General features: G+C 47.9%; 4 protein-coding genes, 4 tRNA genes and 6 rRNA genes. 2 read left to right on the forward strand and 12 right to left on the reverse strand.

The window, feature by feature from the left end; all coding sequences use genetic code 11:
* Positions 1-142 precede the first annotated feature (142 nt).
* Positions 143-1,033 (forward strand): methylenetetrahydrofolate reductase, encoded by an 891-nt coding sequence (gene metF, locus AAFX28_RS23155; RefSeq protein ID WP_408690838.1) that lies wholly within the window; start codon positions 143-145, stop codon positions 1,031-1,033.
* Between the two features lie 119 nt (positions 1,034-1,152).
* On the opposite strand, the gene zapB is transcribed toward metF, so the two are convergent.
* Positions 1,153-1,395 (reverse strand): cell division protein ZapB, encoded by a 243-nt coding sequence (zapB, locus tag AAFX28_RS23160; RefSeq protein WP_408690839.1) that lies wholly within the window; start codon positions 1,393-1,395, stop codon positions 1,153-1,155.
* Positions 1,396-1,707: 312 nt separating this feature from the next.
* Here zapB and glpX point away from each other — a divergent pair, with 312 nt between their 5' ends.
* Positions 1,708-2,715 (forward strand): class II fructose-bisphosphatase, encoded by a 1,008-nt coding sequence (glpX, locus tag AAFX28_RS23165; protein ID WP_408690840.1) that lies wholly within the window; start codon positions 1,708-1,710, stop codon positions 2,713-2,715.
* Positions 2,716-2,771: 56 nt separating this feature from the next.
* On the opposite strand, the gene AAFX28_RS23170 is transcribed toward glpX, so the two are convergent.
* The 11 genes from AAFX28_RS23170 to AAFX28_RS23220 form a co-directional block, all read right to left on the reverse strand.
* Positions 2,772-4,187 (reverse strand): diguanylate cyclase, encoded by a 1,416-nt coding sequence (locus AAFX28_RS23170; RefSeq protein WP_408690932.1) that lies wholly within the window; start codon positions 4,185-4,187, stop codon positions 2,772-2,774.
* A 252-nt stretch (positions 4,188-4,439) separates the two neighbouring features.
* Positions 4,440-4,516: transfer RNA gene (locus AAFX28_RS23175), tRNA-Asp, on the reverse strand.
* A 31-nt stretch (positions 4,517-4,547) separates the two neighbouring features.
* Positions 4,548-4,663 (reverse strand): 5S ribosomal RNA (gene rrf / locus AAFX28_RS23180).
* An 82-nt stretch (positions 4,664-4,745) separates the two neighbouring features.
* Positions 4,746-7,635 (reverse strand): 23S ribosomal RNA (locus tag AAFX28_RS23185).
* Positions 7,636-7,912: 277 nt separating this feature from the next.
* Positions 7,913-7,988: transfer RNA gene (locus tag AAFX28_RS23190), tRNA-Ala, on the reverse strand.
* A gap of 39 nt (positions 7,989-8,027) precedes the next feature.
* A tRNA-Ile gene (locus AAFX28_RS23195) sits at positions 8,028-8,104 on the reverse strand.
* 65 nt (positions 8,105-8,169) lie between these two features.
* Positions 8,170-9,722, reverse strand: a 16S ribosomal RNA gene (locus tag AAFX28_RS23200).
* Positions 9,723-10,038: 316 nt separating this feature from the next.
* Positions 10,039-10,154, reverse strand: a 5S ribosomal RNA gene (gene rrf / locus AAFX28_RS23205).
* Positions 10,155-10,235: 81 nt separating this feature from the next.
* Positions 10,236-13,125: ribosomal RNA gene (locus AAFX28_RS23210) — 23S ribosomal RNA — on the reverse strand.
* Positions 13,126-13,405: 280 nt separating this feature from the next.
* A tRNA-Glu gene (locus AAFX28_RS23215) sits at positions 13,406-13,481 on the reverse strand.
* 65 nt (positions 13,482-13,546) lie between these two features.
* Positions 13,547-14,632: ribosomal RNA gene (locus AAFX28_RS23220) — 16S ribosomal RNA — on the reverse strand; the annotation flags it as partial.

Genomic DNA, 14,632 nt, shown 5'->3' on the forward strand with positions numbered 1-14,632 from the left:
AGCTAATAATTAACTTGAAAAAAATTCATAATAGTACGGTTGACATTAAATCGTATTCAATACATTCTGTAGACATATAGACGTCTAAACGTCGATTTGGATTTTTGAGTTTTTCGGCACTGATGGCCACAGGGAGAGTAAGATGGGATACACGCACGCCAGTCATATTGACGCTTTAAATCAGAATATCGCTGAACTGTCTGACAATATCAACGTATCATTTGAGTTTTTTCCACCAAGCAGTGAAAAAATGGAAGAGACACTGTGGAACTCAGTACATCGTCTAAAAACTCTAAAACCTAAATTTGTCTCTGTTACTTACGGAGCCAACTCTGGAGAACGAGACAGAACTCATTCCATCATCAAAGAGATTAAAGACCAAACGGGTCTAGTCGCGGCACCGCACCTGACATGTATAGATGCTTCGCGTGAAGAACTAATCCAAATCGCTGATGACTACTGGGCAAACGGAATCCAAAGCATTGTTGCTCTGCGTGGTGACATTCCACCTGGTGGTGGTGCTCCAGAAATGTACGCATCTGACCTTGTCACTCTGCTAAAAGAGCGTCATGACTTCGATATCTCTGTTGCTGCTTTCCCTGAAGTTCACCCTGAAGCAAAGAGCGCTCAGTCTGACCTGCTAAACCTAAAACGCAAAGTTGATGCTGGCGCCAACCGTGCAATCACTCAGTTCTTCTTCGATGTAGAGAGCTACCTGCGTTTTCGTGACCGCAGTGTCGCAGCAGGTATTGATGTAGAAATCGTCCCAGGTATCCTCCCTGTTTCGAACTTTAAGCAAGCCTCTCGCTTCGCTGCGATGAACAATGTAAAGGTTCCGGGATGGATGGCTCAACAGTTTGAAGGGTTAGATGACGACCCAACAACACGCCAGTTAGTTGGAGCTAGCCAAGCAATCGACATGGTTCGAACTCTTAGCCGCGAAGGTGTTAAAGATTTCCACTTCTATACACTAAACCGTGCAGAGATGACCTACGCACTGTGTCACACACTTGGTGTTCGCCCTTCAGCTTAATACCACCCTCAAAAATCCAAGAAATAGCCGATGCCTTCATCGGCTATTTTTCTTCTATAAAAAGCAAAAAAGCTGAACATTATGTCCAGCTTTTCAATCTGAGTTAGGCAGAGTAATAATTACTCTACTTCATCCATTTTGCCTAGTAGGTTACGGATGCGCTCTTGCCATGCTGTGTGCTCTTGCTGCATCTGTTGAGCTTTCTGTTCTAGCTCTTCGCGATTTGCACGTAACTCGTTAGCTTCAGTAGCTAGCTTCTCTTTTTCTTCTTTAAGCTCTTCAACTTCCATTTGTAGAAGGGCAATAGTATCTACTGCAGTTTGGATTTTAGTTTCTAGTTGTTCTAGTACTTCAAAAGACATCTTAGCCTACCTATATTTATTCGGATAAGGGTTTTGGCCACTGATGTACCAAAACCTATTTTGTTCCATTCTACTCAGCCGAGAGCTGATAAACACTCCCTATATTTGATATTTTGCACCATTCGGTCAAAAAAACAGCGCAAATTGACAATAGCCTTACATCTAGGGAGCTCGTTGATCTCAATGACCAATTTAACTCGATAGATTGATGCAGTTCAATGGTCGTTCAATTAAAAAAGCAAACGTTTCCTTCTTGATATGCTAAAATTCGCCCGTTTTTATTTTTCTCTTTCCTTTAATTTTGGAGTCATCATGAAACGCGATTTAGCAATGGCATTTTCTCGAGTTACCGAAGGCGCAGCACTAGCTGGTTACAAGTGGCTTGGCCGAGGCGATAAAAATGCAGCTGATGGTGCAGCAGTGGAAGTCATGCGCACCCTACTCAACAAAACAGAGATCAGCGGAGAGATCGTAATTGGTGAAGGCGAGATCGATGATGCTCCGATGCTTTACATTGGCGAGAACGTTGGCATTGGTGGTGACGAAGTCGATATCGCAGTCGATCCAATTGAAGGCACTCGAATGACGGCAATGGGCCAGTCAAACGCGCTTGCTGTTCTTGCAGCCGGAGAGAAAGGAAGTTTCCTTAAAGCGCCAGATATGTACATGGAAAAGCTGGTTGTCGGTCCGGGTGCAAAAGGTTGTATCGACCTAAATAAACCACTAAAAGAGAACTTAGAAAACATCGCTAAAGCGCTAAATAAAACATTAGATACCCTAGTTGTTATCACGTTAGCAAAACCTCGCCATGACAAGGTTATTGCAGAAATGCAAGCAATGGGTGTACGTGTATTTGCTGTGCCTGATGGTGACGTTGCTGCTTCAATCTTAACTTGTATGCCTGATAGCGAAGTGGATGCAATGTACTGCATCGGTGGCGCTCCAGAAGGTGTAGTATCTGCTGCTGTCATTCGTGCACTAGATGGTGATATGCATGGTCAGCTTCTATCTCGTCACGAAGTAAAAGGTGATAGTGAAGAAAACCGAATTTACGGTGCTGCGGAGCTTAAACGTTGTGAAGAAATGGGCGTAAAAGCTAATGTCGTTCTAACGATGGAAGATATGGCACGTAGTGACAATGTTGTTTTCTCAGCAACAGGTATTACTAAGGGTGATTTACTAGATGGTATCTCTCGCCAAGGTAATATTGCAACGACTGAAACTCTATTAATCCGTGGCCGTTGTCGTACGATTCGTCGTATTAAATCAACACATTACCTAGAACGTAAAGATCCTGAAGTTAGAGATATCATTCTTTAATTCATCAATAATGTTCTAAGTACAAAAAAGGTCAGTAGCTTACTGACCTTTTTTAGTTAATCTGTATCAATACAAACTTGATTCTTACCGGAGATCTTAGCTTGATAAAGCAGTTCGTCTGCTTTCCTTATCCCTTGACTACTCCACAGGTGACGCAGATTGTCGAAGTGGTGAGTCGCATAGATTTGAACGCCGCCTGACACCGTTACATCAATCCTTTCACCACTTTTTAAGCGATAGCCTTGCAAGCTAACGTCACGTTGAATACGTTCGAATATCGAAGAAATCAATTCGTTCGACTCTCCAGTAACAGCGACAACAAACTCTTCACCACCAAACCGAGCAACAATATCGCATTGCCTCAAACTATCCGTGATCAACGAGCCAATATGATCGATCACTTGGTCACCAACCTCATGGCCGAATTGGTCGTTGACTCGCTTAAAGTCATCAATATCAAATACACCTAAGCCTAGAAAGCGCAGTTCATCTTGAGCCTTTAGACGATCTTCAAACCCTCTACGGTTGCTTAACCCTGTCAATGGGTCTCGCATAGCAAGTTCTTTCAACGTTGACTGAGTTGCTTGAGTGTATCGATACCAAATGAATGCAATTGCTAGTGCATACGCAAAGAGCAGAATCATTAGCTGACTCTGTTCATGGTTAATAATATGGATAATATGAACCCGTTTGGGCTCATCGACATTCAAATAGAGCCCTGAGTGCTCACCATGAATATAAACAGGAGCAGAGAAAGTAAAGCTAACCAGATCCTTTAAGTTCGGTCCAGGAGTCGCCGACAAACGATAACCAGAGAGCTTGTCATGCAATAGACTCTCTAAATAGGTATCTATCGCTAGAACGCCTTTGAACTCGCCATCTACATAGACACCTTTCGTGATCGTCACCACTTTGAGACCTGTCATGTAGTCTTCGTAGTCTCCTGTATATACGACTCGCTCTTGCTGCTGGGTTAATCCGTGACGTACCGTGTTAATCCAATAAGGACGATTCAAAACAACACTATCAAACGTGTCTCCCTTGATTGCTTGGGCAAACTCTTGTGGTGAAGAGATGATGAACTTGTCTTTAGATAAGAAGTAGATAGCCGAGATAGACTCAATCGACTTTGAAAAATAAGCCATTGATGGCGCGATGAAGAGGCGTCGGTAAGCTTCTTTATAAAGCTCAGAGTTAACATCGCACATCTCTGTTGGGCCAGAGAACAAGAAATCGTAATCTTCGCCATCACTACTGACACCACTAAAATTACAAGTGATACCTGATAAGTTGATAGTATGTGGAAGCACGTACTCTTCATTATGAAGTGGATATAGAGCTGTGATGTTGTATTCAAGCGCGTTAACCACTTGGGTCAACTCTTCCAATGATTGCTCGACCCTTAGTTTTTCTTGAAGGTACTCAAATTTTGACTCTTCAGCCGAATCAATAATAAGTAATGCTATAAACAGAACAAACGTTGCTGTTATCCATGCAAAAGTTTTCTTAAATCCTATCTCATAAGTCGTTGTCACGTTACTTTCACTACGTTGAGAAGAGTGCGCATTTTAACAGAATGATATACTTTTGCTATTTATATTCATCATGAAGTATATGAGAAACAGATAACTTGTAAGCCTTATAAACGCAAAAAGCCCGTTGCGAGAGCAACGGGCTTTTAAAACGACGAAAGCCTAGTCATAAGACTAGGCTTTCTAAATAAGTGGCGGAGCGGACGGGACTCGAACCCGCGACCCCCGGCGTGACAGGCCGGTATTCTAACCAACTGAACTACCGCTCCGCACTGGTTAGACTTAAAGTCTAAATTTAAAGCCTGGCGATGTCCTACTCTCACATGGGGAAGCCCCACACTACCATCGGCGCTAATTCGTTTCACTTCTGAGTTCGGCATGGAATCAGGTGGGTCCAAATCGCTATGGTCGCCAAGCAAATTCTTTAATTTGAAAAGCTGGAGTTCTTACACATTCAATGTTCTTTCTTTGAGTCCATCAAAACCCTTTGGGTGTTGTATGGTTAAGCCTCACGGGCAATTAGTACAGGTTAGCTCAACGCCTCACAACGCTTACACACCCTGCCTATCAACGTTCTAGTCTCGAACAACCCTTTAGGACCCTCAAGGGGTCAGGGAAGACTCATCTCAGGGCTCGCTTCCCGCTTAGATGCTTTCAGCGGTTATCGATTCCGAACTTAGCTACCGGGCAATGCGTCTGGCGACACAACCCGAACACCAGAGGTTCGTCCACTCCGGTCCTCTCGTACTAGGAGCAGCCCCCTTCAATCTTCCAACGCCCACGGCAGATAGGGACCGAACTGTCTCACGACGTTCTAAACCCAGCTCGCGTACCACTTTAAATGGCGAACAGCCATACCCTTGGGACCGACTTCAGCCCCAGGATGTGATGAGCCGACATCGAGGTGCCAAACACCGCCGTCGATATGAACTCTTGGGCGGTATCAGCCTGTTATCCCCGGAGTACCTTTTATCCGTTGAGCGATGGCCCTTCCATACAGAACCACCGGATCACTATGACCTGCTTTCGCACCTGCTCGAATTGTCATTCTCGCAGTCAAGCGGGCTTATGCCATTGCACTAACCTCACGATGTCCAACCGTGATTAGCCCACCTTCGTGCTCCTCCGTTACTCTTTGGGAGGAGACCGCCCCAGTCAAACTACCCACCAGGCACTGTCCGCAACCCCGATTCAGGGGTCAACGTTAGAACATCAACACTACAAGGGTGGTATTTCAAGGACGGCTCCAACGATACTGGCGTACCGTCTTCAAAGCCTCCCACCTATCCTACACATGTAGGGTCAATGTTCAGTGCCAAGCTGTAGTAAAGGTTCACGGGGTCTTTCCGTCTAGCCGCGGGTACACTGCATCTTCACAGCGATTTCAATTTCACTGAGTCTCGGGTGGAGACAGCGTGGCCATCATTACGCCATTCGTGCAGGTCGGAACTTACCCGACAAGGAATTTCGCTACCTTAGGACCGTTATAGTTACGGCCGCCGTTTACCGGGGCTTCGATCAAGAGCTTCGACCGAAGTCTAACCCCATCAATTAACCTTCCGGCACCGGGCAGGCGTCACACCGTATACGTCATCTTACGATTTTGCACAGTGCTGTGTTTTTAATAAACAGTTGCAGCCACCTGGTATCTGCGACTCTCAATAGCTCCATCCGCGAGGGACTTCACCGTCAAGAGCGTACCTTCTCCCGAAGTTACGGTACCATTTTGCCTAGTTCCTTCACCCGAGTTCTCTCAAGCGCCTTGGTATTCTCTACCCGACCACCTGTGTCGGTTTGGGGTACGATTCCTTACAATCTGAAGCTTAGAGGCTTTTCCTGGAAGCATGGCATCAATGACTTCACACCCGTAGGTGCTCGACGTCGTGTCTCAGCCTTAGAAAGAGCCGGATTTACCTAACTCTTAAGCCTACGCACTTGAACCTGGACAACCGTCGCCAGGCCCACCTAGCCTTCTCCGTCCCCCCATCGCAATTGTAAGAAGTACGGGAATATTAACCCGTTTCCCATCGACTACGCCTTTCGGCCTCGCCTTAGGGGTCGACTTACCCTGCCCCGATTAACGTTGGACAGGAACCCTTGGTCTTCCGGCGAGGGGGTTTTTCACCCCCTTTATCGTTACTCATGTCAGCATTCGCACTTCTGATACCTCCAGCAGACTTTACAATCCACCTTCAACGGCTTACAGAACGCTCCCCTACCCAATGTGCAAAGCACATTGCCGCAGCTTCGGTTTATAGCTTAGCCCCGTTACATCTTCCGCGCAGGCCGACTCGACTAGTGAGCTATTACGCTTTCTTTAAATGATGGCTGCTTCTAAGCCAACATCCTAGCTGTCTAAGCCTTCCCACATCGTTTCCCACTTAGCTATAATTTGGGACCTTAGCTGGCGGTCTGGGTTGTTTCCCTCTCCACGACGGACGTTAGCACCCGCCGTGTGTCTCCCGGATAGTACTTACTGGTATTCGGAGTTTGCAAAGGGTTGGTAAGTCGGGATGACCCCCTAGCCTTAACAGTGCTCTACCCCCAGTAGTATTCGTCCGAGGCTCTACCTAAATAGATTTCGGGGAGAACCAGCTATCTCCAGGTTTGATTGGCCTTTCACCCCTAGCCACAAGTCATCCGCTAATTTTTCAACATTAGTCGGTTCGGTCCTCCAGTTGATGTTACTCAACCTTCAACCTGCCCATGGCTAGATCACCTGGTTTCGGGTCTATATCCAGCAACTCGACGCCCAGTTAAGACTCGATTTCTCTACGGCTCCCCTAGATGGTTAACCTTGCTACTGAATATAAGTCGCTGACCCATTATACAAAAGGTACGCAGTCACACCACGAAGGTGCTCCTACTGCTTGTACGTACACGGTTTCAGGTTCTATTTCACTCCCCTCACAGGGGTTCTTTTCGCCTTTCCCTCACGGTACTGGTTCACTATCGGTCAGTCAGTAGTATTTAGCCTTGGAGGATGGTCCCCCCATATTCAGACAGGATATCACGTGTCCCGCCCTACTCGATTTCACTGAATGTGCGTTGTCGACTACGGGGCTATCACCCTGTATCGCCGGACTTTCCAGACCGTTCGTCTAACGCATATAAAGCTTAAGGGCTAGTCCAATTTCGCTCGCCGCTACTTTCGGAATCTCGGTTGATTTCTTTTCCTCGGGGTACTTAGATGTTTCAGTTCCCCCGGTTCGCCTCATTAACCTATGTATTCAGTTAATGATACGTGCTTATGCACGTGGGTTTCCCCATTCGGAAATCCCAGACTCAAGTGGCTTTTACTGCCTAATCTGGGCTTATCGCAAGTTAATACGTCCTTCATCGCCTCTGACTGCCAAGGCATCCACCGTGTACGCTTAGTCACTTAACCATACAACCCCAAAGAGTTTCGCGAAGCGAATCTTGAGGATGTTGTTTAAACAACCAAAGTTGTCTGCAATTTTTATACATGATGCAGACTCGATTTTGCCGGACTCAAATTCCAAGAACACTTGAATGTGTTGTATTGGTGTTTGTCTATAAAGACAAACATTGAGAACTTTACAATCAACAATAAATTGTTGATTTGTCAGCTTTCCAAATTGTTAAAGAGCAGATTTTCTAATGAAAACCATGTTTAAAGATTCTTGTGAAAGAACACTTAAAGATGGTGGAGCTATGCGGGATCGAACCGCAGACCTCCTGCGTGCAAGGCAGGCGCTCTCCCAGCTGAGCTATAGCCCCATCAGGTGTTGATACTGTGTGCCAATGTCCAAAGGAAATTGGTGGGTCTGAGTGGACTTGAACCACCGACCTCTCGCTTATCAGGCGAACGCTCTAACCACCTGAGCTACAGACCCAGTATCGTCTCTTAAACTACATAAACCATCAATCTGTGTGAACACTCATCGCAATAATCATCGTATAAGGAGGTGATCCAGCCCCAGGTTCCCCTAGGGCTACCTTGTTACGACTTCACCCCAGTCATGAACCACAAAGTGGTGAGCGTCCCCCCGAAGGTTAAACTACCCACTTCTTTTGCAGCCCACTCCCATGGTGTGACGGGCGGTGTGTACAAGGCCCGGGAACGTATTCACCGTGGCATTCTGATCCACGATTACTAGCGATTCCGACTTCATGGAGTCGAGTTGCAGACTCCAATCCGGACTACGACGCACTTTTTGGGATTCGCTCACTATCGCTAGCTTGCTGCCCTCTGTATGCGCCATTGTAGCACGTGTGTAGCCCTACTCGTAAGGGCCATGATGACTTGACGTCGTCCCCACCTTCCTCCGGTTTATCACCGGCAGTCTCCCTGGAGTTCCCGACATTACTCGCTGGCAAACAAGGATAAGGGTTGCGCTCGTTGCGGGACTTAACCCAACATTTCACAACACGAGCTGACGACAGCCATGCAGCACCTGTCTCAGAGTTCCCGAAGGCACCAATCCATCTCTGGAAAGTTCTCTGGATGTCAAGAGTAGGTAAGGTTCTTCGCGTTGCATCGAATTAAACCACATGCTCCACCGCTTGTGCGGGCCCCCGTCAATTCATTTGAGTTTTAATCTTGCGACCGTACTCCCCAGGCGGTCTACTTAACGCGTTAGCTCCGAAAGCCACGGCTCAAGGCCACAACCTCCAAGTAGACATCGTTTACGGCGTGGACTACCAGGGTATCTAATCCTGTTTGCTCCCCACGCTTTCGCATCTGAGTGTCAGTATCTGTCCAGGGGGCCGCCTTCGCCACCGGTATTCCTTCAGATCTCTACGCATTTCACCGCTACACCTGAAATTCTACCCCCCTCTACAGTACTCTAGTCTGCCAGTTTCAAATGCAATTCCGAGGTTGAGCCCCGGGCTTTCACATCTGACTTAACAAACCACCTGCATGCGCTTTACGCCCAGTAATTCCGATTAACGCTCGCACCCTCCGTATTACCGCGGCTGCTGGCACGGAGTTAGCCGGTGCTTCTTCTGCAGCTAACGTCAAATGATGTAGCTATTAACTACACCACCTTCCTCACTGCTGAAAGTACTTTACAACCCGAAGGCCTTCTTCATACACGCGGCATGGCTGCATCAGGCTTGCGCCCATTGTGCAATATTCCCCACTGCTGCCTCCCGTAGGAGTCTGGACCGTGTCTCAGTTCCAGTGTGGCTGATCATCCTCTCAGACCAGCTAGGGATCGTCGCCTTGGTGAGCCCTTACCTCACCAACTAGCTAATCCCACCTGGGCATATCCTGACGCGAGAGGCCCGAAGGTCCCCCTCTTTGAGCCGAAGCTATTATGCGGTATTAGCCATCGTTTCCAATGGTTATCCCCCACATCAGGGCAATTTCCCAGGCATTACTCACCCGTCCGCCGCTCGACGCCGTTATCGTTCCCCGAAGGTTCAGATAACTCGTTTCCGCTCGACTTGCATGTGTTAGGCCTGCCGCCAGCGTTCAATCTGAGCCATGATCAAACTCTTCAATTTAAGATTTTGTCGGCTCAATGAATACTGAACATTACATAAAGTAATGTTTGAATTGACTGTGCTGAGTCTTTCGACTCGTTGGTCACTTCGTTTCATTGAAACCTAATTTGAAGCCGAAGCTTCTAATTGGATTATCATCAACGAGTGCCCACACAGATTGATAGGTTTATATTGTTAAAGAGCTTTGCTTTCAATGCTTTAGCACCGAAGCGGATGCGTATAATACGCTACTGACTCTATAAGTCAACATAAAATTCTAAAATAATTTAAAACTTTATGGTGACTTGCTTAAATCTTAAGCAAGTACAGATTTAAAGCCTGGCGATGTCCTACTCTCACATGGGGAAGCCCCACACTACCATCGGCGCTAATTCGTTTCACTTCTGAGTTCGGCATGGAATCAGGTGGGTCCAAATCGCTATGGTCGCCAAGCAAATTCTTTAATTTGAAAAGCTGAAGTTCTTACACATTCAATGTTCTTATTTGAGTCCATCAAAACCCTTTGGGTGTTGTATGGTTAAGCCTCACGGGCAATTAGTACAGGTTAGCTCAACGCCTCACAACGCTTACACACCCTGCCTATCAACGTTCTAGTCTCGAACAACCCTTTAGGACCCTCAAGGGGTCAGGGAAGACTCATCTCAGGGCTCGCTTCCCGCTTAGATGCTTTCAGCGGTTATCGATTCCGAACTTAGCTACCGGGCAATGCGTCTGGCGACACAACCCGAACACCAGAGGTTCGTCCACTCCGGTCCTCTCGTACTAGGAGCAGCCCCCTTCAATCTTCCAACGCCCACGGCAGATAGGGACCGAACTGTCTCACGACGTTCTAAACCCAGCTCGCGTACCACTTTAAATGGCGAACAGCCATACCCTTGGGACCGACTTCAGCCCCAGGATGTGATGAGCCGACATCGAGGTGCCAAACACCGCCGTCGATATGAACTCTTGGGCGGTATCAGCCTGTTATCCCCGGAGTACCTTTTATCCGTTGAGCGATGGCCCTTCCATACAGAACCACCGGATCACTATGACCTGCTTTCGCACCTGCTCGAATTGTCATTCTCGCAGTCAAGCGGGCTTATGCCATTGCACTAACCTCACGATGTCCAACCGTGATTAGCCCACCTTCGTGCTCCTCCGTTACTCTTTGGGAGGAGACCGCCCCAGTCAAACTACCCACCAGGCACTGTCCGCAACCCCGATTCAGGGGTCAACGTTAGAACATCAACACTACAAGGGTGGTATTTCAAGGACGGCTCCAACGATACTGGCGTACCGTCTTCAAAGCCTCCCACCTATCCTACACATGTAGGGTCAATGTTCAGTGCCAAGCTGTAGTAAAGGTTCACGGGGTCTTTCCGTCTAGCCGCGGGTACACTGCATCTTCACAGCGATTTCAATTTCACTGAGTCTCGGGTGGAGACAGCGTGGCCATCATTACGCCATTCGTGCAGGTCGGAACTTACCCGACAAGGAATTTCGCTACCTTAGGACCGTTATAGTTACGGCCGCCGTTTACCGGGGCTTCGATCAAGAGCTTCGACCGAAGTCTAACCCCATCAATTAACCTTCCGGCACCGGGCAGGCGTCACACCGTATACGTCATCTTACGATTTTGCACAGTGCTGTGTTTTTAATAAACAGTTGCAGCCACCTGGTATCTGCGACTCTCAATAGCTCCATCCGCGAGGGACTTCACCGTCAAGAGCGTACCTTCTCCCGAAGTTACGGTACCATTTTGCCTAGTTCCTTCACCCGAGTTCTCTCAAGCGCCTTGGTATTCTCTACCCGACCACCTGTGTCGGTTTGGGGTACGATTCCTTACAATCTGAAGCTTAGAGGCTTTTCCTGGAAGCATGGCATCAATGACTTCACACCCGTAGGTGCTCGACGTCGTGTCTCAGCCTTAGAAAGAGCCGGATTTACCTAACTCTTAAGCCTACGCACTTGAACCTGGACAACCGTCGCCAGGCCCACCTAGCCTTCTCCGTCCCCCCATCGCAATTGTAAGAAGTACGGGAATATTAACCCGTTTCCCATCGACTACGCCTTTCGGCCTCGCCTTAGGGGTCGACTTACCCTGCCCCGATTAACGTTGGACAGGAACCCTTGGTCTTCCGGCGAGGGGGTTTTTCACCCCCTTTATCGTTACTCATGTCAGCATTCGCACTTCTGATACCTCCAGCATGCTTTACAACACACCTTCAACGGCTTACAGAACGCTCCCCTACCCAATGACTAAAAGTCATTGCCGCAGCTTCGGTTTATAGCTTAGCCCCGTTACATCTTCCGCGCAGGCCGACTCGACTAGTGAGCTATTACGCTTTCTTTAAATGATGGCTGCTTCTAAGCCAACATCCTAGCTGTCTAAGCCTTCCCACATCGTTTCCCACTTAGCTATAATTTGGGACCTTAGCTGGCGGTCTGGGTTGTTTCCCTCTCCACGACGGACGTTAGCACCCGCCGTGTGTCTCCCGGATAGTACTTACTGGTATTCGGAGTTTGCAAAGGGTTGGTAAGTCGGGATGACCCCCTAGCCTTAACAGTGCTCTACCCCCAGTAGTATTCGTCCGAGGCTCTACCTAAATAGATTTCGGGGAGAACCAGCTATCTCCAGGTTTGATTGGCCTTTCACCCCTAGCCACAAGTCATCCGCTAATTTTTCAACATTAGTCGGTTCGGTCCTCCAGTTGATGTTACTCAACCTTCAACCTGCCCATGGCTAGATCACCTGGTTTCGGGTCTATATCCAGCAACTCGACGCCCAGTTAAGACTCGATTTCTCTACGGCTCCCCTAGATGGTTAACCTTGCTACTGAATATAAGTCGCTGACCCATTATACAAAAGGTACGCAGTCACACCACGAAGGTGCTCCTACTGCTTGTACGTACACGGTTTCAGGTTCTATTTCACTCCCCTCACAGGGGTTCTTTTCGCCTTTCCCTCACGGTACTGGTTCACTATCGGTCAGTCAGTAGTATTTAGCCTTGGAGGATGGTCCCCCCATATTCAGACAGGATATCACGTGTCCCGCCCTACTCGATTTCACTGAATGTGCGTTGTCGACTACGGGGCTATCACCCTGTATCGCCGGACTTTCCAGACCGTTCGTCTAACGCATATAAAGCTTAAGGGCTAGTCCAATTTCGCTCGCCGCTACTTTCGGAATCTCGGTTGATTTCTTTTCCTCGGGGTACTTAGATGTTTCAGTTCCCCCGGTTCGCCTCATTAACCTATGTATTCAGTTAATGATACATGCTTATGCATGTGGGTTTCCCCATTCGGAAATCCCAGACTCAAGTGGCTTTTACTGCCTAATCTGGGCTTATCGCAAGTTAATACGTCCTTCATCGCCTCTGACTGCCAAGGCATCCACCGTGTACGCTTAGTCACTTAACCATACAACCCCAAAGAGTTTCGCAAAGCGAATCTTGAGGATGTTGTTTAAACAACCAAAGTTGTCTGCAATTTTTATACATGATGCAGACTCGATTTTGCCGGACTCAAATTCCAAGAACACTTGAATGTGTTGTATTGGTGTTTGTCATAAAGACAAACATTGAGAACTTTACAATCAACAATAAATTGTTGATTTGTCAGCTTTCCAAATTGTTAAAGAGCTAATCACTTCCGAAGAAGTAACCATTTTTAAAAGCACTTAATCAAGTACGCTTAAAGATGGTATCCCGTAGGGGAGTCGAACCCCTGTTACCGCCGTGAAAGGGCGGTGTCCTAGGCCTCTAGACGAACGGGACACTAATAAAGGGCTCTTAATAAGACATATCAATCTGTGTGAACACTCATCGCAATAATCATCGTATAAGGAGGTGATCCAGCCCCAGGTTCCCCTAGGGCTACCTTGTTACGACTTCACCCCAGTCATGAACCACAAAGTGGTGAGCGTCCCCCCGAAGGTTAAACTACCCACTTCTTTTGCAGCCCACTCCCATGGTGTGACGGGCGGTGTGTACAAGGCCCGGGAACGTATTCACCGTGGCATTCTGATCCACGATTACTAGCGATTCCGACTTCATGGAGTCGAGTTGCAGACTCCAATCCGGACTACGACGCACTTTTTGGGATTCGCTCACTATCGCTAGCTTGCTGCCCTCTGTATGCGCCATTGTAGCACGTGTGTAGCCCTACTCGTAAGGGCCATGATGACTTGACGTCGTCCCCACCTTCCTCCGGTTTATCACCGGCAGTCTCCCTGGAGTTCCCGACATTACTCGCTGGCAAACAAGGATAAGGGTTGCGCTCGTTGCGGGACTTAACCCAACATTTCACAACACGAGCTGACGACAGCCATGCAGCACCTGTCTCAGAGTTCCCGAAGGCACTAATCCATCTCTGGAAAATTCTCTGGATGTCAAGAGTAGGTAAGGTTCTTCGCGTTGCATCGAATTAAACCACATGCTCCACCGCTTGTGCGGGCCCCCGTCAATTCATTTGAGTTTTAATCTTGCGACCGTACTCCCCAGGCGGTCTACTTAACGCGTTAGCTCCGAAAGCCACGGCTCAAGGCCACAACCTCCAAGTAGACATCGTTTACGGCGTGGACTACCAGGGTATCTAATCCTGTTTGCTCCCCACGCTTTCGCATCTGAGTGTCAGTATCTGTCCAGGGGGCCGCCTTCGCCACCGGTATTCCTTCAGATCTCTACGCATTTCACCGCTACACCTGAAATTCTACCCCCCTCTACAGTACTCTAGTCTGCCAGTTTCAAATGCAATTCCGAGGTTGAGCCCCGGGCTTTCACATCTGACTTAACAAACCACCTGCATGCGCTTTACGCCCAGTAATTCCGATTAACGCTCGCACCCTCCGTATTACCGCGGCTGCTGGCACGGAGTTAGCCGGTGCTTCTTCTGCAGCTAACGTCAAATAATGTAGCTATTAACTACA

The organism is Vibrio sp. TBV020, assembly GCF_046056895.1.
In the GTDB taxonomy this organism is placed as follows: Bacteria; Pseudomonadota; Gammaproteobacteria; order Enterobacterales; family Vibrionaceae; genus Vibrio.